The organism is Achromobacter sp. JD-1, assembly GCF_038594925.1.
Taxonomy (GTDB): Bacteria; Pseudomonadota; Gammaproteobacteria; order Burkholderiales; family Burkholderiaceae_B; genus Achromobacter; species Achromobacter spanius_C.
In genome coordinates this window covers 243,004-266,851 of record NZ_JBCGCS010000004.1, presented here as the reverse complement: position 1 = coordinate 266,851, position 23,848 = coordinate 243,004, and the positions used below count along the sequence as shown (strand labels likewise).

General features: G+C 62.6%; 23 protein-coding genes. 14 read left to right on the top strand and 9 right to left on the bottom strand.

Annotated elements, in window-relative coordinates; genetic code table 11:
- Positions 1 to 163 precede the first annotated feature (163 nt).
- Complete coding sequence (locus WBR68_RS09035; RefSeq protein WP_006218738.1) at positions 164 to 415, bottom strand: accessory factor UbiK family protein; 252 nt, start codon at positions 413 to 415, stop codon at positions 164 to 166.
- A gap of 669 nt (positions 416 to 1,084) precedes the next feature.
- Between WBR68_RS09035 and WBR68_RS09030 the strand changes: the two genes are divergently transcribed.
- Entirely contained in the window at positions 1,085 to 1,423 is a 339-nt protein-coding gene (locus WBR68_RS09030; RefSeq protein WP_006218735.1) for a P-II family nitrogen regulator, read from the top strand.
- Positions 1,424 to 1,455: 32 nt separating this feature from the next.
- Positions 1,456 to 2,694: an ammonium transporter gene (amt, locus tag WBR68_RS09025; protein WP_050448593.1), complete on the top strand. Its 1,239-nt coding sequence runs from the start codon at positions 1,456 to 1,458 to the stop codon at positions 2,692 to 2,694.
- Between the two features lie 150 nt (positions 2,695 to 2,844).
- Here amt and ptsP read toward each other — a convergent pair whose 3' ends face one another.
- The 6 genes from ptsP to thrS all read right to left on the bottom strand — a co-directional run bounded on the left by ptsP (position 2,845) and on the right by thrS (position 9,118).
- Positions 2,845 to 4,671, bottom strand: coding sequence for a phosphoenolpyruvate--protein phosphotransferase (gene ptsP / locus WBR68_RS09020; RefSeq protein WP_342490494.1), 1,827 nt, complete (start codon positions 4,669 to 4,671; stop codon positions 2,845 to 2,847).
- Entirely contained in the window at positions 4,658 to 4,927 is a 270-nt protein-coding gene (locus tag WBR68_RS09015; RefSeq protein ID WP_050448595.1) for an HPr family phosphocarrier protein, read from the bottom strand. Before WBR68_RS09015 ends, ptsP begins: the two co-directional genes overlap by 14 nt.
- Before the next feature lie 116 nt (positions 4,928 to 5,043).
- On the bottom strand, positions 5,044 to 5,445 hold the full coding sequence (locus WBR68_RS09010) for a PTS sugar transporter subunit IIA (protein ID WP_050448596.1): 402 nt from the start codon (positions 5,443 to 5,445) through the stop codon (positions 5,044 to 5,046).
- Between the two features lie 16 nt (positions 5,446 to 5,461).
- Positions 5,462 to 6,433 (bottom strand): glutathione synthase, encoded by a 972-nt coding sequence (gene gshB / locus WBR68_RS09005; protein ID WP_050448597.1) that lies wholly within the window; start codon positions 6,431 to 6,433, stop codon positions 5,462 to 5,464.
- A gap of 157 nt (positions 6,434 to 6,590) precedes the next feature.
- The gene (gene infC, locus WBR68_RS09000; RefSeq protein WP_081451529.1) at positions 6,591 to 7,145 is read right to left on the bottom strand and encodes a translation initiation factor IF-3; all 555 of its coding nucleotides are present in this window, start codon (positions 7,143 to 7,145) and stop codon (positions 6,591 to 6,593) included.
- Between the two features lie 20 nt (positions 7,146 to 7,165).
- A complete protein-coding gene (gene thrS, locus WBR68_RS08995; RefSeq protein WP_127184120.1) occupies positions 7,166 to 9,118 on the bottom strand; it encodes a threonine--tRNA ligase in 1,953 nt (650 codons plus the stop codon).
- A gap of 510 nt (positions 9,119 to 9,628) precedes the next feature.
- Here thrS and WBR68_RS08990 point away from each other — a divergent pair.
- Positions 9,629 to 10,372: a response regulator transcription factor gene (locus WBR68_RS08990; protein WP_050448600.1), complete on the top strand. Its 744-nt coding sequence runs from the start codon at positions 9,629 to 9,631 to the stop codon at positions 10,370 to 10,372.
- Positions 10,373 to 10,393: 21 nt separating this feature from the next.
- On the opposite strand, the gene hemN is transcribed toward WBR68_RS08990, so the two are convergent.
- Positions 10,394 to 11,821, bottom strand: a complete 1,428-nt coding sequence (gene hemN / locus WBR68_RS08985; RefSeq protein ID WP_230694000.1) for an oxygen-independent coproporphyrinogen III oxidase — start codon at positions 11,819 to 11,821, stop codon at positions 10,394 to 10,396.
- Between the two features lie 126 nt (positions 11,822 to 11,947).
- Between hemN and WBR68_RS08980 the strand changes: the two genes are divergently transcribed.
- The 10 genes from WBR68_RS08980 to WBR68_RS08935 all read left to right on the top strand — a co-directional run bounded on the left by WBR68_RS08980 (position 11,948) and on the right by WBR68_RS08935 (position 22,098).
- Positions 11,948 to 12,220, top strand: a complete 273-nt coding sequence (locus WBR68_RS08980; protein WP_230693999.1) for a hypothetical protein — start codon at positions 11,948 to 11,950, stop codon at positions 12,218 to 12,220.
- A gap of 155 nt (positions 12,221 to 12,375) precedes the next feature.
- Positions 12,376 to 13,119: a FadR/GntR family transcriptional regulator gene (locus tag WBR68_RS08975; RefSeq protein ID WP_127184118.1), complete on the top strand. Its 744-nt coding sequence runs from the start codon at positions 12,376 to 12,378 to the stop codon at positions 13,117 to 13,119.
- Positions 13,116 to 14,360 carry a Zn-dependent hydrolase gene (locus WBR68_RS08970; RefSeq protein WP_127184117.1) on the top strand — a complete coding sequence of 415 codons (1,245 nt, stop codon included), beginning with the start codon at positions 13,116 to 13,118 and terminating at the stop codon, positions 14,358 to 14,360. The genes WBR68_RS08975 and WBR68_RS08970 overlap by 4 nt, the downstream gene beginning before the upstream one ends.
- Positions 14,361 to 14,609: 249 nt before the next feature.
- Positions 14,610 to 16,184, top strand: coding sequence for an ABC transporter substrate-binding protein (locus WBR68_RS08965; RefSeq protein WP_127184116.1), 1,575 nt, complete (start codon positions 14,610 to 14,612; stop codon positions 16,182 to 16,184).
- A gap of 102 nt (positions 16,185 to 16,286) precedes the next feature.
- Positions 16,287 to 17,294, top strand: a complete 1,008-nt coding sequence (locus WBR68_RS08960; protein WP_050448606.1) for an ABC transporter permease — start codon at positions 16,287 to 16,289, stop codon at positions 17,292 to 17,294.
- Entirely contained in the window at positions 17,291 to 18,130 is an 840-nt protein-coding gene (locus WBR68_RS08955; protein ID WP_230693998.1) for an ABC transporter permease, read from the top strand. The genes WBR68_RS08960 and WBR68_RS08955 overlap by 4 nt, the downstream gene beginning before the upstream one ends.
- 9 nt (positions 18,131 to 18,139) lie before the next feature.
- On the top strand, positions 18,140 to 19,771 hold the full coding sequence (locus tag WBR68_RS08950; RefSeq protein ID WP_050448608.1) for an ABC transporter ATP-binding protein: 1,632 nt from the start codon (positions 18,140 to 18,142) through the stop codon (positions 19,769 to 19,771).
- A 41-nt stretch (positions 19,772 to 19,812) separates the two neighbouring features.
- Positions 19,813 to 20,103, top strand: coding sequence for a cupin domain-containing protein (locus tag WBR68_RS08945; RefSeq protein ID WP_050448609.1), 291 nt, complete (start codon positions 19,813 to 19,815; stop codon positions 20,101 to 20,103).
- A 19-nt stretch (positions 20,104 to 20,122) separates the two neighbouring features.
- Positions 20,123 to 21,187, top strand: a complete 1,065-nt coding sequence (locus WBR68_RS08940; RefSeq protein ID WP_127184114.1) for a histone deacetylase family protein — start codon at positions 20,123 to 20,125, stop codon at positions 21,185 to 21,187.
- Between the two features lie 17 nt (positions 21,188 to 21,204).
- Entirely contained in the window at positions 21,205 to 22,098 is an 894-nt protein-coding gene (locus WBR68_RS08935; RefSeq protein ID WP_230693997.1) for a DMT family transporter, read from the top strand.
- Between the two features lie 9 nt (positions 22,099 to 22,107).
- Here the strand turns inward: WBR68_RS08935 and WBR68_RS08930 are convergent, their stop codons facing one another.
- Positions 22,108 to 23,133 carry a LacI family DNA-binding transcriptional regulator gene (locus WBR68_RS08930; RefSeq protein ID WP_230693996.1) on the bottom strand — a complete coding sequence of 342 codons (1,026 nt, stop codon included), beginning with the start codon at positions 23,131 to 23,133 and terminating at the stop codon, positions 22,108 to 22,110.
- A gap of 132 nt (positions 23,134 to 23,265) precedes the next feature.
- On the opposite strand from WBR68_RS08930, the gene WBR68_RS08925 reads away from it, so the two are divergent.
- A complete protein-coding gene (locus WBR68_RS08925) occupies positions 23,266 to 23,808 on the top strand; it encodes a TRAP transporter small permease (protein ID WP_127184112.1) in 543 nt (180 codons plus the stop codon).
- The last annotated feature ends 40 nt before the right edge of the window (positions 23,809 to 23,848 follow it).

The window sequence follows — 23,848 nt, the reverse complement described above, 5'->3', positions numbered from 1 at the left end:
GACAGTCTCCGTGAATACAAGACCGCCAGTATCGGCAATTTCGCGCGCGGGCCGCGGCCGACCGGGACATTGATGTCCCTTATCCAGACCCGTGCCGGCCAACGCAAAACGACCGCACGGGGCGGTCGTTTTGTCTGGAGCCAGCAAGCCGGCTAGCGACAGATCACTTATCCAGGGCGGACAAGCGCGACTCCATCTGCTGCACCTGGGCGGCCAGTTGATCCACGCGCGCCCGCGTACGGGCCAGCAAATCGGCTTGGACGTCGAATTCCTCGCGCGTGACCAGATCCAGCTTGGAGAACGCCTGCGTCATCATCGCGCGCACATTGCGTTCCACATCAGCCGCCGGGCTACGGGCGATCAGGTCGGAAATATTCTTCTGGATGTCTTCCATCCATTGGGTGCGGTTATTCATAGCGGCCTCTCGTGTTCTTGATGGCTCAAGTGTAGTGCTTTGGCGACCCGTCGCAGGCAGGCAGCCCAGCGCCCAGCAAAAAAAAGGGCGGGCCGCATGCGGTGACCGCCCATCAAAGCACAGGAGAAAACCGGGCTGCCATGGCGGCAACCCCCTACCAACATCGTTACGCGCAACCCATCTGGCCTGCCGACTTCGCGAACCAGCCAGACGACTGCCTTTTGTTGATTCTTCGTCAGGTGATGCTTCGCAACAAGCTGATGCGTGTAAACCCTGGTATCACGCAAAACCGTTATTTTGATCGTCCGAGATCACGCATCGGCCCCCGTTTTACGAGCCGTCGCACTCTTGCAGCGCCCGGCCCGCAAGGCTGCGCGCCACATCGCCGCTTGTCACGCAGACAGCCAGGGGAATGCAAAACGCAATACAAACAGCAACCGGTGCAGCATTAACTGGCTACAAATACCAAGCCTGAAACATATTTTGTTGCATACACCCGGATCCCCACGTTACGCACCACATTGAGGCCGCATCGTGGTGCACGACGCCCCGTATTGGTGCAAACAGGCACAACTCCTGCGCCTGCCACCCGTACCCCGGGCATCAAAAAACATGGCATGGATATTGCTTAGTAGCTGTAGCCAACGTGCAACCATGAGAGGAAATGCCATGAAACTCATCATCGCCATCATCAAGCCCTTCAAGCTCGACGAAGTGCGGGTGGCTCTATCCGGGATCGGCGTCCAGGGCCTGACTGTTACCGAAGTAAAGGGTTTTGGCCGTCAAAAGGGCCATACCGAGCTGTATCGCGGCGCGGAATATGCCGTCGACTTTCTGCCCAAGCTACGCGTCGAAGCCGCCGTGCCCGACCACCTTGTCGATCAGGTCATCGAAGCGATCGAGCAAGCCGCTCGTACCGGCAAGATCGGCGACGGCAAGATCTTCGCCGCGCCCCTGGAACAAGTTATCCGTATCCGCACGGGTGAAGCTGGCGAAGCTGCGCTGTAAATAAATAAATAAAGACTCATTGGAGCCTGAAAATGGATAAAGCAGATATCTCCTGGTTGCTCGTCTCTACCCTACTCGTATTGATGATGGCCGTACCCGGTCTGGCGATGTTCTATGGCGGCCTGGTACGCAGCAAGAACGTGCTGTCTGTGTTGCTGCAAGTGCTGTGCACGTTCGTGCTGGGCCTGGTTCTCTGGTTCATCTACGGTTATTCGCTTGCCTTCACCGAGGGCAACGCCTTCTTCGGCGGCCTGTCGCGCGCCTTCTTCTCTGGCATGTTCAACCCGGCTGATGGCTCGTACGCCATGTCGAACTCCCTGACCGAGCTGCTGTTCGCCTCGTTCCAGGCCACGTTCGCCGGCATCACCTGCGCGCTGATCGTGGGCAGCTTTGCTGAACGCGCCCGCTTCTCGGCGGTGCTGGTGTTCACGGTGATCTGGTTCACGTTCGCCTACGTGCCAATCGCCCACATGGTGTGGTTCGCCTCCGAAACGGCACCGGGCCTGCTTAACGCCGCGGGTGCGCTGGACTTCGCCGGCGGCACCGTCGTGCACATCAACGCAGGCGTAGCCGGCCTGGTGGGCGCCTATGTGGTTGGCAAGCGCGTCGGCTACGGCCGCGAAGCGATGCAGCCGCACAACCTGCCGATGACCTTCGTGGGCGCCGCCCTGCTGTGGGTGGGCTGGTTCGGTTTCAACGCGGGTTCGGCCCTGGCCGCCAACGAGAACGCCACCCTGGCCTTCTTCAACACCATGATCGCCACCGCAGGCGCCGTCCTGGCCTGGCTGTTCACGGAATGGGCCGTCAAGGGCAAGCCCTCGATGCTGGGCGCTGCGTCTGGCGCAATCGCCGGCCTGGTGGGCATCACCCCCGCAGCCGGTCTGGTTGGCCCGGTGGGAGCACTGATCATCGGTGTTGTCGCTGGCGTGGTCTGCGTCTGGGGCGTGAATGGTCTGAAGCGCCTGTTGCGTGCCGATGACGCGCTGGATGTGTTCGGTGTGCACGGCGTGGGCGGTATCGTAGGCGCCCTGCTGACCGGCGTGTTCAACGCCCAGATCCTCGGCGGACCTGGCTTGGCTGAACCCGGCATGATCGCCCACCAACTGTGGGTCCAGCTGGAAGGCGTGCTGCTGACCGTTGTCTGGTCCGGTGTGGTGGCGTGGATTGCCTACAAGATCGCCAACGCCCTGTGCGGCCTGCGTGTGCCGGAAGACCAGGAGCGCGAAGGCCTGGACGTCACCAGCCACGGCGAATCGGCGTATCACAGCTAAAGCGGTATGGCAGGCCCGCTGCACTTGCGGCGGGCCTTGCAGAAAAACGGCACCGGGGCTTAACCCCGGTGCCGTTTTTCATTGCACGTATCGACAGCAAGAAAAACGCCCCATCTCGGGGCGTTCAGCGTATGGCGGTTCAGGCTGGGGTCATGTCGGGCCTAGCGCATCCAGGTCGACAGGCAAGGCGCGGTTGAGCGCCGTAGCCACCTTGATCCGCAAAGCGTTCGAGTGCGCGCGGCGCACCTCGCGCTTCACGTCCAGCAGTTGCTGCGGATGCATGGAAAATTCAGTCAGCCCCAGACCCAGCAGCAACCGGGTCATGCGCGAATCGCCCGCCATTTCGCCGCAGACGGCCACCGGCTTGCCGGCGCGCTCGCCCGCGTTGATGGTGTTGGCCACCAACCGCAATACAGCGGGGTGCAGCGGATCGTACAGCGACGCCACGTCGTGGTCGCCACGATCGATGGCCAGCGTGTACTGGATCAGGTCGTTGGTGCCGATGGACAGGAAATCCAGCGCCTGCGCAAACGGCTCGATCGCGATCGCGATGGCGGGCACTTCCACCATGGCGCCCACCTCCATGTGCGGCGCATAGGCCTGACCGCGCGCGTCCAGTTCGCGGCGGGCAGACTCGATGGCGGCCTTGGTCGCCACCACTTCGTGCATGTGCGCAATCATGGGGATCAGCAGGCGGACCGGGCCATGTGCCGACGCCCGCAAAATGGCGCGCAACTGCGTGGCGAACATTTCAGGACGCGCCAGGCAGTAGCGGATGGCGCGCTGCCCCAACGCAGGATTGGTGGCGACGGTAGCTTCGCCGTCCAGCGTCTTGTCCGACCCGATATCCAGCGTTCGGATCGTGACGGGCCTGCCCGCCATGACCTTGACCACCGAGGAATAGGCTTCGTACTGCTCTTCTTCGCCAGGCAGGTCGGGCCGGCCCATGAACAGGAATTCACTGCGGAACAAACCAATGCCGTGCGCGCCGGAAGCCAGCGCCAAGGCGGCTTCCTCGGGCAGTTCGATGTTGGCGTGCAGCACGATATCGATGCCATCAAGCGTGACGGAAGGTTCGTCGCGCAGCAAGCCGAGTTCAGCGCGTTCATCGGCGTAGGCGGCCTGACGGCGGCGGTATTCCTGAAGAATCCGATCAGAGGGATTAACCACCACCGCGCCGGCCGCGCCGTCGATGATGAGCATGTCGCCGTCGCGCACCAGTTCACGCACATTGCCCATGGCTACCACGGCGGGCACACCCATGCTGCGCGCCACGATGGCGGTGTGGGACGTGGGACCGCCCAGATCTGTTACGAAGGCGGCGAAGCGGCCACCGCGCAAGCGCAGCATGTCCGCTGGGGAAATATCATGCGCCACGACCACCAGCGCGTCGTCACCGCCCATGTGCGACATATCGGGCAAGATCACCGACGTGCCGGACAGCACATGCAACACCCGTTCTATCACCTGGCGGACGTCAGCTCCGCGCTCGCGCAGGTACTCGTCTTCCATGGCGTCGAACTGCTGGCCCAGCATCTGGCCTTGCGTGGTCAGCGCCCATTCGGCGTTGTAGTGGCGTTCGGCAATCAGGCCCAGCGTTTGCTCAGCCAGCAAGGGATCACCCAGCAGCAGGCTGTGCACGTTCAGCATGGCGCCCAGCTCGCGCGGCGCGTCGGCGGGCAGCGTGTCCGCCAACTGCCGAAGTTCGTGCTGCGCTGATGCCAGGGCTTCCGTCAGACGGGCGCTTTCCGCGGCCACGTCCTCGGGGGCAATCCGGTAGTGCGCCACTTCCAGCGCCGCAGCGCCCATGACGACCGCGCGGCCGATGGCATATCCCTTCGCGACGCCCTTGCCGTAAAGGCAAACGACGGGGCTGGCGCCGCCAGCCCCGTCGTGGGCATTGTTCAGAGTCGTAGACCGGCCAGCCTCGGCGACGCCCAGGCTGACGGATTCAGGGGTTGTTCTATTCCTGCTCACCGAATTTGCTGTCGAACAGAGTTTCGATTTCGGAAAGTGCTTGCTCGGCATCGTTGCCGGAAGCGTCCAGTTTGACCGTCACACCCAACCCGGCCGCCAACATCATGACGCCCATGATGCTCTTGGCGTTCACGCGTTGCGCGCCACGAGAAATGAAGACCTCGCTTGAAAATTTGCTGGCCAATTGCGTCAGCTTGGCAGCGGCCCGCGCATGCAAACCCAACTTATTGCTGATGACGATGTCTTTTGTAGGCATAGGAAATATTATGACCGCGGATTAACGCCGCAGTGTTGATCGCAGCAAAGAGCCAAACCACCAACCGCTTTTCGACTCGAATGACCAGCCGACATATTAGGGCAAATTTCTGCCCGTCAGTCTACACGCAAGACGCCCTGCACTCCGCCTGCCAAGGCCTTCTCACGCGTTTCAGCCAACGGAAGATTGCGATAGGTCAATGCGCGCAGAAGCATCGGGGTGTTCAAGCCCGCCAGAACGCAGCATTGGATGCCCTGTGCCTGGGCGTCGGCCACGGCGCGCTTGGAGATGTTGGCGGGGGTTGCGCCGATCAAGTCGGTCAGCACGAGCACGCCAGCACCGTGATCCTGGCCCAGAATATCCTTCAAAACGGCGGGCGCCTGTTCGTCGGGCCGGTCTTCGGGCTGGATATCGTGAATGGCCAGCATGCCGTCAAGGTCGCCCATGACGTGGCTGGCGCATTCCCGCATCGCCGCGCCCAAGGGCGCGTGCACGACGATAACAATACCCGTGGTCATGACGGTTCCAGAAAGATCAGGCCGCGAGAGCAGTCGTCGCCACGGCTTTTTCAAGCGCCTGGACGAACATGCCCGCGACATCGAAACCGGTCTGTTCGGCAATCTCTACGAAACAGGTGGGGCTGGTGACATTGACTTCGGTGACGTAATCGCCAATGACGTCCAAGCCCACCAGCAGCAGGCCGCGAGCGGCCAGTTTGGGGGCCACGGCTTCGGCGATTTCGCGGTCGCGCGCGGACAATTCCTGTGCCACGCCGCGGCCGCCGGCGGCCAGGTTGCCGCGCGTTTCTCCGGCCAAGGGAATGCGAGCCAGCGAATACGGCACCGGCTCGCCGCCGATCAGCAGAATGCGCTTGTCGCCGTTGACGATTTCGGGGATATACCGCTGAGCCATGATGGTGCGCGCGCCGTTGTCGGTCAGCGTTTCCAGAATGGCATTCAGGTTGGGGTCTTTGGGCTGCAAGCGGAACACGCCGGTGCCGCCCATGCCATCCAAGGGCTTCACGATCACGTCGTGATGCGTGTCGTGAAAGGCCTTCAGGCGAGCCATGTTCCGCGTCACCAGCGTTGGGGCGGTGAACTCGCTGATCTCGGTGATAGCCAGCTTTTCGGGGTGGTTGCGGATGGCGGCGCCGCTGTTGAAGACGCGCGCGCCTTGTGCCTCGGCGTATTCAAGCAGGTGCGTGGAATACACGTATTCCATGTCAAAGGGAGGGTCTTTGCGCATGACGACGGCGCCAAAATCCGCCAGCGGCAGGTCTTGTGCGGCGGACTCGGTCCACCAGTCGTGGCCGTGCAGATCGGCATCCGCCACCAGCGCGATAGGCGTGGTGACAGCCTTGACCGTGCCGGCCTCGATGTAAAGGTCACCCTGCATGGCCACGCTAAGCGTATGGCCGCGCGCCACGAGGGCACGCATCATGGCAACCGAACTGTCCTTGTACGCCTTGAGAAGCGGCAAGGGATCAATAACGAACAATACATGCATCGCGACACCCTGAACGTACGCTGCCTTCCCTGACGGGAAGGCAGCTTTTTTACATCGTAGCGCAGAGCCGCCCAATAAGCGAACCCGCCGGTCACAGAATGGACGGCGGGTCGAATGGGAAGCGGCCAGGCCTTCAAGCGAAGGCCAAGGCAGGAACTTACGCCGCCGACTCAGGCTTGCCCGCGGCGGGCACAGCCTTCTTCTTGGGCGCCAGCACCATGACCATCTGACGGCCTTCGAGCTTCGGCATGGCTTCGACCTGGGCAAGTTCCAGCAGATCGTCACGCACACGTTCAAGCACGCGCATTCCCAGTTCCTGGTGAGCCATTTCGCGGCCACGGAAGCGCAGCGTCACCTTGGCCTTGTCGCCTTCTTCGAGGAAGCGGCGCAGGTTGCGCAGCTTGACTTGGTAGTCGCCCTCGTCGGTGGCCGGACGGAATTTGACTTCCTTGACCTGGATGACCTTCTGCTTGGAACGAGCTTCGGCTTGGCGCTTCTGCTCTTGGTACTTGAACTTACCGTAGTCCATCAAACGGCAGACCGGCGGCTCGGCGTTCGGCGCGATTTCCACCAGATCCACGTCGCTTTGCTCGGAAAGACGGAACGCGTCGGCAATCTTGACGATGCCCAGCTGTTCTCCGTCCAGACCTATCAGGCGCACCTCGGGGACGCGGATTTCACCGTTGATGCGATTGGCTTTTTCAGTGGCGATGTTGAAAGCTCCTAGAAATGTTAAGCAGCACTGCTATCAGGTTGATTGACGTCGCGACGGGCGGAGACATCCTCGGACAACCGCGCGACGAATTCGTCGTATGCGATGGCGCCAAGGTCCAAACCACCCAGACCGCGAACGGCTACGGTGCCATTTTGTTTTTCCTTGTCGCCGACGACAAGAATGTACGGCACCTTTTGCAGGCTGTGCTCCCGGATTTTACGAGTGATTTTTTCACCGCGCAAATCGGACTCTACTCTAAAGCCTTGTTTTTTCAGGCTTTGTGTTATTTCAGCCGCATAATCGGCCGAAGGTTCGGAAATGCAGCATACAACGGCTTGCACCGGGGCCAGCCAGGGCGGCATTGCACCGGCATGGTTTTCGATCAACATGCCGATGAAACGCTCAAGCGAACCCAGGATGGCACGGTGCAGCATGACCGGGGGACGACGCTGGTCGTTCTGGTCGACATACTCGGCGCCCAGGCGCACAGGCATCGAGAAGTCGACCTGAATGGTACCGCATTGCCAGTGGCGGCCGATGGCGTCTTTCAGCGTGTATTCCACCTTGGGACCATAAAATGCACCTTCCCCGGGGGAAATCTCGAATTCGCAACCCGTGCGGCGCAGGCTTTCCATCAGCGCCTGCTCGGCCGTATCCCACACTTCGTCCGAGCCGATACGCTTTTCAGGACGCGTGGCGACCTTGTACAGCACTTCGGTGAAGCCGAAGTCGCGGTAGACCTTTTGCAACAGTGCCGTGAAGTCGGCGCATTCGTCCTGCAACTGTTCTTCGGTACAGAAAATGTGGCCATCGTCCTGCGTGAAGCCGCGCACACGCATCATGCCGTGCAGCGATCCCGAGGGCTCGTTGCGATGGCATTGGCCGAATTCGCCGTAGCGCAGCGGCAGTTCACGGTAAGAATGCAGGCCGGCATTGAAAATCTGCACGTGGCCCGGGCAATTCATCGGCTTCAGGCCATAGACGCGGTTCTCGGACTCGGTCGTGAACATGTTTTCACGATAGTTGTCCCAGTGGCCCGTCTTCTTCCACAGCGAGAGGTCAAGAATCTGCGGCGCCTTGACTTCCTGGTAGCCGTTGTTGTTGTAGATGGCGCGCATGTACTGCTCTACCTGCTGCCACAACGCCCAACCCTTGGGGTGCCAGAAGATCAGGCCCGGCGCTTCGTCCTGGAAGTGGAACAGGTCAAGTTCGCGGCCAATCTTGCGGTGGTCGCGGCGCTCGGCCTCTTCCAGCATGTGCAGGTAGGCTTCCTGTTCTTCCTTGGTGGCCCAGGCCGTGCCGTAGATGCGCTGGAGCATCTCGTTCTTGCTGTCGCCACGCCAATAGGCGCCGGCCACTTTCATCAGCTTGAAGACTTTCAGCTTGCCCGTGGACGGAACGTGGGGGCCACGGCACAGGTCGATGAAGTTGCCTTCGCGATACAGGCTGAGCGGCTCGTTCGACGGAATCGACGCGATGATCTCGGCTTTGTATTTTTCACCAATGCCCTTGAAGAACTCGACGGCGTCGTCGCGCGACCATTCTTCGCGCGTCACGATTTCGTCCTTCTTGGCCAGCTCGGCCATCTTCTTTTCGATGGCCGTCAGGTCTTCAGGCGTGAACGGGCGCTTGTACGAGAAATCGTAGTAGAAGCCGTTGTCGATCACGGGGCCGATGGTGACCTGGGCGTCAGGAAACAATTCCTTCACGGCGTAGGCCAACAGGTGAGCCGTGGAGTGGCGGATCAGGTCGAGGCCGTCGGCATCCTTGGCGGTCACGATCGCCAGGCGGGCATCGCCTTCAATGCGAAAGCTGGTGTCGACCAGCTTGGAATCCGCGCCTTCAAACGTCACGCGGCCGCCCAAGGCGGCCTTGGCCAGGCCCGTACCGATCGACTGCGCCACTTCGGCGACCGTGACCGGCCCCGGATATTGGCGTTGCGAACCATCGGGCAATGTGATCTGTACCATCGGGAGTGCTTCCTGGGGTTCTGGGAACGAGAAAATCAAACTAGGGAAACGGAAACGAAAAACGCGGCTTGAGAGCCGCGTTTTTTGGTTGTCTTGCTGAGTTCTGCCGCTGACCTGACACGGTGGAACCCGACGCACGAAAAACTAACGCGACATAGGGCGAAAGTTCCGGGTCGTAGTTCGTGCCAGCGGGAAAAACATGATTCTAAACCTGTATATACGCGCCCAAGGCGGCGCGCATGAATATTGGGGCATTAATTACGTTGCCGATTGTAGCACCATTTCCGCTGAGCCCGCCCGCCTCCGGAAGCCTCGCATGGCCATAGCGAAAGCGATTGCTCGCACACAGGTGCAACGGTCTGATTTTCACGTGATTCCTATCCGGACAGCCGTCCAAAAACGTAACCTTCCATCGCAAATTTACGACTCACCACGGAGCGTGCTCCGGACTTCAACTCTGGCCGGCAGAACTCGCCACCAACGTTCTATTTACCGGCTCGTGGAGCATCGATGAAAGCTGTCCCAAAACGTGTGACCAAAGCGCCATCTCTTTCAAATCCGCCTCGCTGCGGCGAAAGCGGCGGCCGTTCGGGCGGGCGCCGGCACCTGCTGCTGTCGCGCCTGCCTTCGGTCATCAAGGTGGCCATACTTGACGACCATCCGGTCGTGGCGCTGGGTGTTGGCGCGTATCTAGAAAGCCGGCCGGGCTTTCGGGTGCTGCATCGCGAAACATCCGCCCGCGCCTTGTTGGAAAAGCTGAGCAGCGCCCCCTGTGACGTGGCCCTGATTGACTTTTACCTGCCGCAGGAGCCCTGGGATGGCGTCAACTTCCTGCGCCGCTTGCGCCGCTACCACCCTACGCTTTCGATCATCACGTTTTCAGCCGGAAACCGGCAGGAAACGCAATATGCCGCCTATCGTGCTGGCGCCAACGGCTACCTGGCCAAACAATGGGGCATGGTGCTGCTGCCCGAGATCATTCGAGGCGTGCTTAGCGGCCAGGATGGTTTTCTTTCCGTGCAGGACGGCAAGATCCGCCCGCTGCTGCCCACGCATCCGCATGCGATGCTGACGACATCAGAGGTCGAAATCCTGCGCCATATCAGCCAGGGCCTGTCGGTCACACAGATTGCGACGCGGCTCATGCGAAGCAAAAAGACCATCAGCACCCACAAGCGCCGCGCCATGCGCAAACTTCAGTTGGCTGATGACCTGTCGCTTGCGCTCTACCTGCGCGAAAAGTTCGCCGAATGAACCCACCGCGCGGCGGCGATCCTAAATGATGCGGGAATAGCTGGCAGTGCTGCTGACGCTGCCCAGATAACCGTCGAACACCATCGCGACAGCTCGCACAAAATACCAACCCAAGCCGGTCACCTGCACGTCACTCGTCCGCAGGTTGACCAGACCCAATTCGGCCAGATTGGCCATTTGCAGCAGTTCGCGACTGAAATAATCACCGAACCGCAGGCCATGGCGCGTTTCGAAGGCGGCGAAGTCCACGCGCCCCTGGCACATGATGTCCATGATGACTTCGCGCCGCACCAGATCGTCGGGCGACAGCACCAGGCCCCGCTCGACCGCGAAATGTCCGGATTCGATCGCGCCGTAGTACGCATCCAGCCCCTTTGCGTTCTGGCTGTAGGTGTGGCCGATTTGGCCAATGGCCGACACGCCCAGCGCGATCAGGTCACGGTCGGGCTGCGTGCTGTAGCCCTGAAAATTGCGATGCAATTCACCGCGCTGCTTGGCGATCGCCAGCGCATCGGTGTTCAGCGCGAAGTGGTCCATACCGATGTAGGTATAGCCCTGCTGCAGGAAGCCATCAATGGCGGAACCGAGCAAACCGACGCGCGTGGCGCGGTCAGGCAAATCCGCTTCATTGATGCGGCGCTGAGGCTTGAAGCGTTCGGGCAGATGCGCATAGGCGTACAGCGCAATGCGGTCAGGGCGCAGCGCCACCACTTGCTGGATAGTGCGAGCGAACGATTCGGTGGTCTGTAGCGGCAGCCCGTAAATCAGATCCATATTGACCGAGTCATAGCCCAGCGCGCGTGCGCTTTGCATCAGCGCCCGGACGTCTTCGAACGACTGCACCCGATGCACCGCCTTTTGCACGCGCGCATCAAAATCCTGCACGCCGAAGCTCAACCGGTTGAATCCCAATTCGCGCAAATGCGCCAGCCGCTGCGGTGTGGCCGTGCGGGGATCGACCTCGATCGAGATCTCGGCGTCAGGCGCAAACTGGAAAGCCGCCCGCAAGTCCTGCATCAGGCGGGTCAGTTCGTTGTCGGACAGAAAGGTTGGCGTGCCCCCGCCGAAATGCAGTTGCGACACGGGAACGCCCGCGCCCAGCTCGTTGACATGCAGCGCAATTTCGCTTGCCAGCGCATCCAGGTACCGGGCGGCGCGGTCGTGATGCCGGGTCACCACCTTGTTGCACGCGCAGTAATAGCAAACCGAATCACAAAACGGAATGTGCACGTACAGCGACAGGGGCTCGGTCGGAGAGGTGGCGCGCCGCTGTCGCAGCGCCAGCCGATAGTCTTCTTCGCCAAAATTGCCGTGATAGCGGTCAGCCGTGGGATATGACGTATAGCGCGGCCCGTTCTTGTCCAGCCTGGCCAGCAACTGAGGGGGAAAAAAGGGCGCGGCGACGACAGGCGCGGGCGGCGATTCGGATGGGCGTAGGGCGGCTTGCATACCCGGAATTATTCGCCCATGCCTGCCGACGCATCTTGATCTGGCGCAAACGCTGCCCGCACCCGCGCGCGGGACTCGCCCGGACCTTAAAATGCCCCCTTTCACGTTGCATAACAAGGACGCCTCATGGGCACTGAACTGGACGGCCGCCTGCTGGCCATGCGCCAAGCGCTGGCAATTGCCATTGCCCTTTCCACCCGCAGCAGCCCCCAAGCCACCGATATGGCGCTGGAACTGCTTAACGACCTGAAAGCAAACATGGACAACGCGCCCTCGGACAGCCCGTTCGAGCAACCCGAATGGGTCGTCGGCGCCCATGACGAACTGGACGGCATCGCCCGCCTGGTCCGCGCCTTCACGCAGACGCCGGAACCCGACGGCGACAACGGACAGCAATAGCCGGCTGCACGCTTCCTAACTGGCCTGACCACCAGATAGGAAGACGTGAAATCCCTCTGATCGTTTTCCCTGAAATAGCAATATTTCCCTTCTATTTCAATGGCAGCGTGCCTATATTGGTGGCCTGACCACCAGGCCATAGCGCCGCCCCATTGATGAGCACCTTCCAGGCTGTCGCCGCCACCCGTCTTTACCGAATGATTGCCGACCAGATCGCCGGCCGCATCCGGGCGGGCGACTTCGCGCGAGGCGGACGCCTGCCATCCGAGCGCGAACTGGCGGAACAACTGCAGGTGAGCCGCGCGTCGATCCGCGAAGCCTTGATCGCACTGGAAATCGAAGGCTACGTAGAGGTGCGGGTGGGCACGGGCGTGTTCGTCACCATCGCGCCCGATGGCGCCGCGTTTCCCGCCCTGCCCGCCGGCGGCGTAGCCGTACCAGCCGGCCAGGACGACATCGGCCCCTTTGACCTGCTGGAAGCGCGCATGCTGATTGAACCGGAATGCGCCGCGCTGGCCGCGCACCAGGCCACCCCCGCGCAGATTGCCGTCATTCGCGACGCTCACGCGGCCATGTCGCTGACCGACGCGCCCGGCGACCATGACCGCGCGTTCCACAGCGCCATTGGCGCGGCCTGCGGCAACGCCGCGCTGGCCTCGGCCGTGGCGCACTTGTGGAACCTCAGCCAGGCCAGCTCGGTGTACAGCCGCATGCAGGATTACTTTGTCACCACACGAGCCTGGGCCGCCGCCCAGGCCGAGCATCAACGCATTCTGAACGCCATCACGGCGCGAGATCCGATCCGCGCGCGCCACGCCATGCACACACATCTGTTGGGCATCCTGGCACGGCTGCGTGAAGACTTCGACTCACTTTCCGACCCTCGAGGCGCCCCATGACATCGTCTTCCCTGTCCATCAATGGCCAACGGCTGTGGCAGTCCTTGATGGATCTGGCGCAAATTGGCGCAACCCCCAAAGGCGGCAACTGCCGCCTGGCGCTTACCGCGCTTGACGGCCAAGGCCGCGATCTGGTCACCGCCTGGATGCGCGAAGCCGGCATGACCGTAAGGGTCGATCAGGTGGGCAACATTTTTGCGCGCCGCGCGGGGCGCAACAACGATTTGCCACCCGTCATGACCGGCAGCCACATCGATACCCAGCCCACCGGCGGCAAGTTCGATGGCTGTTACGGCGTGCTGGCCGGGCTTGAAGTGATGCGCACACTGAACGATGCTGGCGTGCAGACCGAAGCGCCGCTGGAAGTGGCCATCTGGACCAACGAGGAAGGATCGCGCTTTGTGCCGGTGATGATGGGATCCGGCGTGTTCGCCGGGAAGTTCCCCTTGGAGACGGCGCTATCGGCGCGGGACGCTCAGGGCATTTCGGTGCGCGACGAGCTTGCCGCCATCGGCTATGCCGGCACGGACCCTGTGGGCGGGCGCCCGGTGGACGCCTACTTCGAAGCCCACATCGAGCAAGGCCCGATCCTGGAGCACGAAGAAAAAACCATCGGCGTGGTGACCGGATCGCTGGGCCTGCGTTGGTACGACATCACGGTGACGGGCATGGAAATGCACGCCGGCCCCACCCCGATGGCGATCCGCCGCGACGCGCTGTTCGCCGCCAGCTTTCTGGTGCAGACAGTGATCAACATTGCCAACGCGCATCAGCCGCACGGGCGCGGCACTGTTGGAGAAATCCACGCGCACCCCGGATCGCGCAACGTCATCCCGGGCCAGGTCCGCTTTACCGCCGACCTGCGCCACGAAGACGAAGCCACCTTGACCCGCATGGACCAGCAATGGCGGCGCGCTTGCGATGACATCGCAGTAGCCCATGGCGTGCAAGTCGATTTGAAAGACGTGCAGTATTTCCGCCCCACGCCGTTCGACACCGACCTGGTGGACAAGGTTCGCCAGGGCGCGGCCAGCCGCCACCTGCCCGCCATGAACATCGTGACGGGCGCCGGCCACGATGCCGTCTATATGGCCGCGGTGGCGCCTACCGCCATGATCTTCGTGCCGTGCAAGGACGGCATCAGCCACAACGAAATTGAAGACGCGCAGCCCGAGCATCTGGAAGCCGGTTGCAACGTCCTGCTTGACGCCATGGTGGCGCGAGCCAACGCCGCGCGCTAGCGGCCACGTTTTAACTTGATCAGTGCGCCGCCCATGCCGACCACGTCCGGCACGCCGCGGTGCACTGCCGATTTCGCCGCAATGGTGCGCGGCCTGCCTTACCCAGCACCTGTACGAAGCATGGCTGTAGCGGCTTCACCTGTAGTACCCCTGAGAAACCCAGGTGGCACAAGGTTTGCTTGTCAAAGCACGGCATCCGCCGCGCAGCGGCGGTCACCTGTCAGTCCCTTTCCAGCCCGGAGGCTCGCAGTGAAATCGAAGAAATGGTTCTCCCTAAGCATCGGCGCATTGGTCCTTGCGGCCGCGCTCCCCGCCACCCAAGCCCTGGCCCAGACCAAGGGCGGCACCCTGAACATGATTGTTCAGCCCGAGCCGCCCGTGATTGTCACGGCCATCAACCAGCAGGGGCCCACGCAATTCGTCGCGGGCAAGATCTACGAAAGCCTGCTGACCTATGACACCAACCTGAAGCCCATGCCGGGCCTGGCCAAATCCTGGGAGGCGTCGGCCGATGGCTTGACCTACACCTTCCACCTGCAAGACAACGTCAAGTGGCACGATGGCAAGCCATTCACGTCCGAAGACGTGGTGTTCTCGCTGGCCGAGATGCTGCCCAAGACGCATGCCCGCGCCCGCGTCATCCTGAACAAGTTCGTCGATTCGGTCACCGCGCCCGACGCCAAGACCGTCGTCATCAAGCTGAAGACCGCCTTCCCGGCCTTCATGCTGATGTTCGAACCGGGCTTCGCACCCATGATGCCCAAGCATCTGTATGCCGGCACCGACTTCATGACCAATCCGGCCAACCAGAAGCCGGTGGGCACGGGCCCCTTCATGTTCAAGGAATGGAAGCGCGGCGAATACATCAAGCTGACGCGCAACCCCAACTACTGGAAGCCGGGCCTGCCGTACCTGGACGAGTTGGTGTTCAACGTGATCCCGGACGCGGCCTCGCGCGCGGTGGCCTTTGAACGCGGCAGCGTGGACGTGCTGCGCGGCGGCGACGTGGACAACGTCGACATCAAGCGCCTGCGCGCCCTGCCCAAGGTGGAATACACCACGGCCGGCTGGGAAATGTTCTCGCCGCAGGCCTACCTGCTGTTCAACATGCGCAAGCCGCCCTTCGACAATCTGAAGGTGCGTCAAGCGGTCATGGCCGCAATGAACCGCAAGATGGTGGTCAACAATATCTTCTTCGGCCTGGGCAAGGTGTCGACCGGCCCGTTCGTCACCACCGAAATGTTCTACGACAAGAACACGCCGCCCATGCCGTTCGACATGAAAAAGGCGCGTGCGCTGATCAAGGAATCGGGCATCAAGCCCGAGGACTACACGATTCGCCAGTTGAGCTTCCCCTACGGTTCCACCTGGGACCGCTTGGGCGAATACACCAAGCAGGCGCTGGAACAACTGGGCTTCAAGGTGAACCTGGAATCCACGGATGCAGGCGGCTGGGCCAGCCGCACCGGCAACTGGGACTTCGACCTGACCACCAACTTCACCTACCAGTACGGCGACCCGGCGCTGGGCGTGCAGCGTCTGTATATCTCGTCGAACATCGTCAAGGGTTCGCCGTTTGCCAACGTGCAGGGCTACAGCAACCCCGAGACCGACAAGCAGTGGGAAGCAGCCGCCTCTGAAGTGGATCCGGCCAAGCGCCAGGAGCTCTACTCCAAGCTGCAGACGACCCTGGTCAACGAAGTGGCCAACGGCTTCATGGTGGACATGGAATTCCCCACCTTGTATCGCGCCAACGTCAAGAACCTGGTCAAGACCGCCATTGGCCTGAACGAATCGTTCGACGACGTCTACATCGAAAAGTAAGCGCAGCAAGACGCCGCCGTGGAGATCCCCACGGCGGCGGATCCCGGCCGCGCGGCGGGCATGCCCTTGGCTGCCCACGCCAGCCTGAGAAGGACTTCAAGCATGAAATTCCTGTCTTTTCTGTTGTCCCGCATCGGCAAGGCCCTGGTGGTCGTGCTGGGCGTGGTAATCATCAATTTCTTCCTGATTCGCCTCGCGCCCGGCGACCCCGCCGCCGTGCTGGCGGGCCAGGCCGGCGCGGGCGATGCCGCCTACGTCGACCAGTTGCGCGTGGCCTTCGGGCTGGACAAGCCCATCATGACGCAGCTCATGCTGTATCTGAAGGGCGTGGTGCAGCTGGACCTGGGCTTTTCGTATCGCAACCACGTGCCGGTGCTGGACCTGATCGTTGAGCGCCTGCCCGCGACGTTCCTGCTGATGTCCTGCGCCTTTGTTTTTTCCATCGTGCTGGGCGTTTTCCTGGGCGTAGTCGCCGCCAAGGCGCGCTACCGCAACAAGCGCCGCTGGATCGACAGCTCGGTCATGACGGGCGCGTTGCTGTTGTACGCCACGCCCTTGTTCTGGCTGTCGCTGATGGGCATCCTGCTCTTCTCCGTGGTGCTGGGCTGGCTGCCCGCCTTCGGCATGGAAACGGTGGGCGCCGGCTTGACCGGCTGGGCCCGCGCCGTGGATATCGCACAGCATCTGATTCTGCCCACGGTGACCCTCGGCTGCTTCTTCATGGCCGTCTACGTGCGCTTGACGCGGGCATCCATGCTGGAAGTGATCGGCATGGACTTCGTGAAGACGGCGCGCGCCAAGGGGGTAAGCCCCAGCCGCGTGATCCGTGCCCACGTGTTGCGCAACGCCCTGCTGCCCGTCATCACCTTCGCCGGCATCCAGCTTGGCCAGATGGCCGGCGGCGCGGTGCTGACCGAAACCGTGTTCGCGTGGCCGGGCATCGGCCGCCTGATGTTCGACGCCCTGCTGCAACGCGACTACCAATTGCTGCTGGGTATCTTCCTCGTCACTTCCATCATGGTGGTGGTGTTCAACCTGCTGACCGACGTGCTGTACCGCCTGATCGATCCGCGCATTGGCGCCGGTGCGCAGCAAGGAGCCGCCGCATGAAGTCTTTTGCCCAACGTTATATGCGCAACTACGGCGCGGTGGCTGGCCTTGCCATCATGCTGATTGTTGTGATCGTGGCGCTGGCCGCCCCGCTGCTGTATGAAGAGTCGCCCTGGATGATGGTGGCCGACCCCTTGATTCCGCCGTTCACCAATGCCGCCTACCCCTTCGGTACCGACATGCTGGGGCGCGACATCACGGCGGGCCTTGTGTGGGGCGCGCGCGTGTCGCTGATGGTGGGTCTGCTGTCAACGGCGGTGGCGCTGCTGTTCGGGATACTGATCGGGTCGGTGGCCGGCTACTGCGGCGGCCGGGTGGACGACGCGCTGATGCGCTTTACCGAGTTCTTCCAGACCATTCCGCAATTGGCCATGGCGGTGGTGCTGGTGGCCATCCTGAGCCCATCGGTGTATTCCATCATGGGGGCCATCGCCGTGGTGTCCTGGCCACCGGCGGCGCGGCTGGTGCGTTCGGAATTCATGACGCTCAAGCAGCGCGAATTCGTCCAGGCCGCCATCGTCATCGGCCAGACGCCCGCGCGCATCGTCGGCACCCAGATCCTGCCCAACGCCATGTCGCCCATCATTGTGTCGGCCTCGTTCATGGTGGCGACCGCCATCCTGACGGAATCGTCCCTGTCCTTCCTGGGCCTGGGCGACCGCAACCTGATGAGCTGGGGCTTCATGATCGGTGCCGCGCGCACCATGATCCGCGAAGCCTGGTGGATGAGCGTATGGCCCGGCGTGGCCATCTTGCTGACCGTGCTGGCCATCAACCTGATCGGCGAAGGCCTGAACGACGCCCTCAACCCCCAACTGCGCAAGCGCGGCGAATAGGAGGCCGACATGACCGAAGCCACGCCTCTGCTATCCATCCAGAACCTGAGCATTGCGCTGCCCCGGGGCGGCGACCGCCCCTTCGCCGTGCAGGACGTTTCCTACGATATCCGCGCCGGCGAAATCCTCTGCATCGTGGGCGAGTCCGGTTCGGGCAAGTCCATGAGCGCCAACGCCATCATGGGTTTATTGCCCGACTATCTGACGCCGCAGCAGGGCCGTATTCTGTTCCGTGGCCAAGACCTGCTGCGGCAAGACGAAGCCACGCTGCAAGCCATGCGCGGCAAAGACATGGCGATGATCTTCCAGGAGCCGCTGTCGGCCCTGAACCCGCTGATGACCGTGGGCGAACAAATCAGTGAAGTGATGCGTGTCCACAACGCCTATCCCGGCGCCGACCGCATGCGGCGCACGCTGGAACTGCTGGACTTCGTGGGCCTGCCGGACCCGGCCACGCTTTACCACGTCTACCCGTTCCGCTTGTCGGGCGGCCAACGCCAGCGCGTGATGATCGCCATGGCGCTAGCCCTGGAGCCCGCGTTGCTGATCGCCGATGAACCCACCACGGCACTGGACGTCACCACGCAAGCGCAGATATTGGCGCTGATTGCCCGCATCCAGAAGGAAAAAGGCATGGGCGTGATGTTTGTCACGCACGATTTTGGCGTGGTAGCCGAAATTGCCCATCGCGTCGCCGTCATGGAAAAAGGCATCTTGGTGGAACAAGGCCCCGCCGACCAGGTCTTGAACCGACCGCGCCACCCTTACACCCAGCGGCTGATCGCGGCCGTGCCGCACCGCCGTGGAGAAGAACGCGTGCCAACGGCCGACGACGCGCCCGTGCTGGAAGTGAAAGACCTGAAGAAAACCTACGTGATCGGCCATGGCTGGCTGGGCGGCAAGCGTGAAGTGCGCGCCGTGGACGGCGTCAGCTTCGCCGTGCGGCGGGGCGAGACGCTGGGCATCGTGGGCGAATCGGGGTCGGGAAAATCGACCATCGGGAAATGCCTGCTGAAGTTGGTGGGCATCAACGGCGGGCAATTGATCTTCAACGGCCAGGACATCGCCAAGATGTCGGAGTCGCGTTTTCGCCCGCTGCGCCACGATATCCAGATGATCTTCCAGGACCCGTTCGCCTCGCTAAACCCGCGCCACACCGTGGGCCGCATCATCAGCGACGGCCCGGTGGCCAATGGCGTGCCGCGCGCGAAGGCCGAGGCCCGCGTGCGCGAACTGCTGTCGCTGGTAGGCATGGACCCGTCCGCCTTTGACCGCTACCCGAATCAGTTTTCGGGTGGGCAGCGCCAGCGCATCGGCATCGCGCGCGCGCTGGCCCTGGAGCCCAAGGTGCTGGTGGCCGACGAATCGGTATCAGCGCTGGACGTGTCGGTGCAGGCGCAGGTGCTGCAACTGCTGCATGACCTGCAACAGCGCTTGCAGATTGCGCTGGTGTTCATCACGCACGACCTGCGGGTTGCCGCGCAGATATGCAATTCGGTGCTGGTCATGCATCGCGGCAAAGTTGTCGAGTACGGCTCGCCGTCACAGATTTTCGACAAGCCGCAGCATGAATACACACGGCAGTTGATCGCCGCCGTGCCCGGCCAGCACTGGGACCCCACCCAGGCGACAATGGCCTGATCACATTCCCGACCTTAGCCAACACTTCAGGAGCATTCCTCGTGCAACGTCCCGCCGCCGTTCCCACCGTGCAGATCGACAACGAATTGGTAACCGTCACCGAATGGCGCTTTCCGCCCGGTGGCGAAACGGGCTGGCATCGCCATGGCATGAACTACGTGGTGGTCCCACAAACCACCGGTCCTTTGCTGCTGGACACGCCCACTGGCCAGGTCACCAGCCAGCTCACGACGGGCATCGCCTACTATCGACCGGTTGGCGTTGAGCACAACGTCATCAATCCCGGCGATACCGAATTCGTTTTTGTCGAAATCGAAATCAAGCAGGCCTGACGCATCAGCGAGGACCATCATGAAGGCGTTTTTCTCGGAAGAACAATTGCTGCACACTCCGCAGCAATTCATGCGGCTGGGCCGGCTCAGCGCCCCCACCGATCTGCCGTCCCGGGCGGAAAGCCTGCAAGGCGCGCTGGCGGCGCGGGGCATCCTGGTCGAGGCGCCTTCCGACTATGGCCGCAAGCCACTAGAGAGCATTCATAGCGCCGCATACCTGAACTACCTGGAAACCGCCTACACGCGCTGGCAATCGCTGAAGGCGCCCGGCGTGGATCCCGGGCCGGAAGTCCTGCCCAACCTGTCGCCCTACTACAACGGGCGTGTCGAACAGACCGGACGCGGGCCCTGCCCGTCGCCGTCCATCGTGGCGCAAACGGGCTACTACCTAAGCGACCTGTCTTGCCCGATCGGCCCGCACACCTGGCGCTCGGCCCTGCGGTCAACCCACAGCGCGGTGGCGGCGGCCGACCACGTCGCCAGTACGGGGGGCATGGCTTACGCGCTGTGCCGGCCGTCCGGCCATCACGCGCATCATGACCGCGCTGGCGGCTTCTGCTACCTGAACAGCAGCGCAGCGGCGGCCAGCCGCTTGCTGCAAACCTGGTCCAAGGTGGCGGTGCTGGATGTGGACGCACACCATGGCGACGGCACCCAGAACATTTTCTACCAGCGCGCCGACGTCATGACCGTGTCACTGCACGCCGACCCCAGCGCCTATTACCCGTTCTATACCGGTTATGCCGACGAACGTGGCCACGGCGCGGGCGAAGGCTACAACCTGAACCTGCCGCTTGCGCATGGATCGGGCAACGATCCCTTCCTGGCCGCGCTGGATACGGCATTGTCGACCCTTGCTGGCTACGCACCGCAAGCGCTGGTGCTGGCATTGGGCTTCGACACTTACAAAGACGACCCCATCAGCGTACTGAAGCTGGACATCGACGCCTACCGCGACATCGGCGCGCGCGTGGCCAGCCTGTGTGTGCCTACCGTCGTGGTGCAGGAAGGCGGCTACATGGTTCAGGCCATCGGCCCCGCGCTAGACGCCTTCCTGCAAGGCATGGGGCGGGCCAGCGCCTGACGCGCGCGCATCATTCCATGGCCTCCGTTCCCGACCTCGTCCTGCCCGCCCCCACCGCGTCGCGCAACGCGGGCATCCTGCTGTTCTTCGCGGCGCTGGTCGCGTTCGCCACCTTCGACGCCGGTTCCAAGCACATGCTGGAGCGCTACCCCGCGCCCTTCCTGAACGTGATGCGGTATTTGGCCGTCATTGTCCTTGCGGTCTACATGCTATGGCGCCACGGTCCCGGCCTGCGCCTGCGCGACGCGCCCGAGAAACCATTGCTGGTGCTGCGCGGGATAACGCTCGCCACGGTGGCCACATGCTTCATGACCGCGCTGATCTGGATGCCGCTGTCGGAAGCCACGGCCATCTATTTCACCTCGCCGCTCATCATGGTGGCGCTGTCGCCCTGGTTGCTACGAGAACGGGTGCGCCCCGTGCAGTGGGTCGCGGTAGCCGTGGGTTTTGCCGGCATGCTCTTGATTGTGCGCCCAGGCTCCGACTTGCCGCTGCTGGGCACGCTGTTGATGGCGGTGTCGGCCGTGTGCTACGCGATTTTCCAGGTGCTGACGCGCAAGCTGTCAGGCAAGGTGCCCGGCCCCGTGCAATACGCCTATACCGCGATCATCTGCCTGATCGTCACGGCCTTGCCCGCCCCCTTCTTCCTGCCAGACCCCTGGCCTGGCCCAGCCGACGCCACGCTCATCATCGCGCTGGGCGTATGCAGCGGCCTGGCGCAGGTGCTGCTGATTTCCGCGTTCCAACGCGTATCGGCCGCCACGCTGGCCCCTTTGAATTACTTCCAACTGCTGCTGGCGGTCTTGTTCAGCACGTTCTGGTTTCAGCGGCCGCCAGACGCCATGGCATTGGCGGGCATGGGGTTGATCATGGCTTCGGGCGTGTTCCTGGCGCTGCGCCGCGCGGCCTGACGCCGCCCTTCAACTGGTTTCGCGCTGCACCAGCGTAAAGCCCAAGTCCACATGCCGTTGGGCGACGGGTTCCCCGGCCAGGTGCCGCATCAACAGGTCGGCCGCCGACAAGCCAATCTGATAGCGCGGCGTGGCAATGGTCGACAAAGGCGGCGTGGTCCAGGCGGTGCCGGCCAGATCATGAAAGCCGATGATGGCCATCTGCTCGGGCACGCGCACGCCCAGCCTGCCGCACTGAAACACCGCGCCCTGCGCCAGGTCATCGTTGCAGAAAAACACGGCATCGCAATCGGGATGCTGGGCGCGCAAGGTGTCCAGCAAGGACGCCCCCAGGCTGATGGACGATTTCTCCGGCGTCATGATTTCCAGCGTGGCGTCGTAGCAGCCCGCATCGCGCAGCGCCTGCCGCGCGCCTTCGCAGCGGCGCAACGAGCGTGGGTCCAACTGAGCGCCGATGATGCCGATGCGGCGACGGCCGCGCTCCACCAGGTGGCGGCAAGCGGCATAGCCCGAATCAAACTGCGAAAAACCCACGCTCATGTCTTCGCCATCGGCCAGTGTTTCGATGGTGTGCACCGTGGCGATCCGCTGCGTTCGCAGCAACGCCCACGTGCCGGGATTGTGGTCGATACCGGTCAAGATCACCCCGTCCGGCGAATGCTGCAGATACTTGCGCAGCAAGGCTTCTTCAGCGTCAGGCGAATACCCCGTCACCCCAATCAGCATGTGATACCCCTGCTGATCCAGCACTTCCTTGATGCCGGAAATGATGTCCACAAACACCACGTTGCTCAGCGACGGAATCAGCACCACCACGGTTTGCGACCGCGCTGACGCCAAGGCGCTGGCGGCGTGGTTGGGTACATATCCCAATTCCTGGCAAACCCGGACGATATGCAGGCGCAGGGCCTCAGCCACCTTGTCGGGCGTGCGCAACGCGCGCGACACCGTGATGGCGCTGACGCCCGCGCGGCGTGCAACCTCTTGCATGGTGATGCGGCCGGCGTGTGAGCTTCGGGGTTTACGGACGGACATTGGGCCTCGTGGTCGGATGGGCAGCGCGTAGTCTGACGCAAAAAGAGGGGCTTGCCAAAGTCGAAATGTTAGCGCTAACATCCGCAAAAGCATAAGCGAAAAAAGCCCCGGAAAACGGGGCAGGAGACAAACATGCAAGCTTCCCGTTCCGGGCGGCCCGGCGGTTCACCGTTGGCCCGCGCCGCTGACTGGTGTTTCAAGTTGCAGACCTGGCTGATGGTGGCCTGTCTGGTCGTCATGGTCGTGCTGCTGTTCGGCAACGTGGCGCTGCGCTACCTGTTCAACTCCGGCATCAATGCGTCAGACGAAGTCTCCCGCCTGGCCTTTGTCTGGCTGATCTTCCTGGGCGCGGTCATTGCGCTACGCGATCACCAGCACATCGGCGTCACCATGCTGGTCGATCGCTTCGGCCCCGCTGCCCGCCGCGTGTCGCATGTGTTCTGCCAACTGCTGGTGCTGTGGGTGCTTTGGCTGATGGCGCAAGGCAGTTGGGTACAGACCGTGATCGGCATGGGCACCGTGCTGCCTGTCACGGGAATGCGTCTGGCGGTATTCAACAGCGCGGCGCTGTACGCGTCGGTCGCCATGGGCATCCTGACCGTGGTCGACATCATCCGCGTGCTGGCCGGTGGCCCCTTGCCGGCGGAATCCAGTCCGGAAGACCCCGCCATCTGATCCCGGCCTTCCCCCGCACCCGCCTCCCTGCCCCGCCCGG

Bases quoted from the DNA above. Each gene is read 5' to 3' on its own strand.
- WBR68_RS08940 (WP_127184114.1), top strand. From the start codon at position 20,123: ATGAAGGCGTTTTTCTCGGAAGAACAATTGCTGCACACTCCGCAGCAA.
- WBR68_RS08975 (WP_127184118.1), top strand. From the start codon at position 12,376: ATGAGCACCTTCCAGGCTGTCGCCGCCACCCGTCTTTACCGAATGATT.
- WBR68_RS08935 (WP_230693997.1), top strand. From the start codon at position 21,205: ATGGCCTCCGTTCCCGACCTCGTCCTGCCCGCCCCCACCGCGTCGCGC.
- WBR68_RS08930 (WP_230693996.1), bottom strand. From the start codon at position 23,133: ATGTCCGTCCGTAAACCCCGAAGCTCACACGCCGGCCGCATCACCATG.
- gshB (WP_050448597.1), bottom strand. From the start codon at position 6,433: ATGCATGTATTGTTCGTTATTGATCCCTTGCCGCTTCTCAAGGCGTAC.
- WBR68_RS08970 (WP_127184117.1), top strand. From the start codon at position 13,116: ATGACATCGTCTTCCCTGTCCATCAATGGCCAACGGCTGTGGCAGTCC.
- amt (WP_050448593.1), top strand. From the start codon at position 1,456: ATGGATAAAGCAGATATCTCCTGGTTGCTCGTCTCTACCCTACTCGTA.
- WBR68_RS08990 (WP_050448600.1), top strand. From the start codon at position 9,629: ATGAAAGCTGTCCCAAAACGTGTGACCAAAGCGCCATCTCTTTCAAAT.
- WBR68_RS08925 (WP_127184112.1), top strand. From the start codon at position 23,266: ATGCAAGCTTCCCGTTCCGGGCGGCCCGGCGGTTCACCGTTGGCCCGC.
- WBR68_RS09030 (WP_006218735.1), top strand. From the start codon at position 1,085: ATGAAACTCATCATCGCCATCATCAAGCCCTTCAAGCTCGACGAAGTG.
- WBR68_RS09035 (WP_006218738.1), bottom strand. From the start codon at position 415: ATGAATAACCGCACCCAATGGATGGAAGACATCCAGAAGAATATTTCC.
- thrS (WP_127184120.1), bottom strand. From the start codon at position 9,118: ATGGTACAGATCACATTGCCCGATGGTTCGCAACGCCAATATCCGGGG.
- WBR68_RS08960 (WP_050448606.1), top strand. From the start codon at position 16,287: ATGAAATTCCTGTCTTTTCTGTTGTCCCGCATCGGCAAGGCCCTGGTG.
- WBR68_RS08980 (WP_230693999.1), top strand. From the start codon at position 11,948: ATGGGCACTGAACTGGACGGCCGCCTGCTGGCCATGCGCCAAGCGCTG.
- hemN (WP_230694000.1), bottom strand. From the start codon at position 11,821: ATGCAAGCCGCCCTACGCCCATCCGAATCGCCGCCCGCGCCTGTCGTC.
- WBR68_RS08955 (WP_230693998.1), top strand. From the start codon at position 17,291: ATGAAGTCTTTTGCCCAACGTTATATGCGCAACTACGGCGCGGTGGCT.
- WBR68_RS09010 (WP_050448596.1), bottom strand. From the start codon at position 5,445: ATGACCACGGGTATTGTTATCGTCGTGCACGCGCCCTTGGGCGCGGCG.
- WBR68_RS09015 (WP_050448595.1), bottom strand. From the start codon at position 4,927: ATGCCTACAAAAGACATCGTCATCAGCAATAAGTTGGGTTTGCATGCG.
- WBR68_RS08950 (WP_050448608.1), top strand. From the start codon at position 18,140: ATGACCGAAGCCACGCCTCTGCTATCCATCCAGAACCTGAGCATTGCG.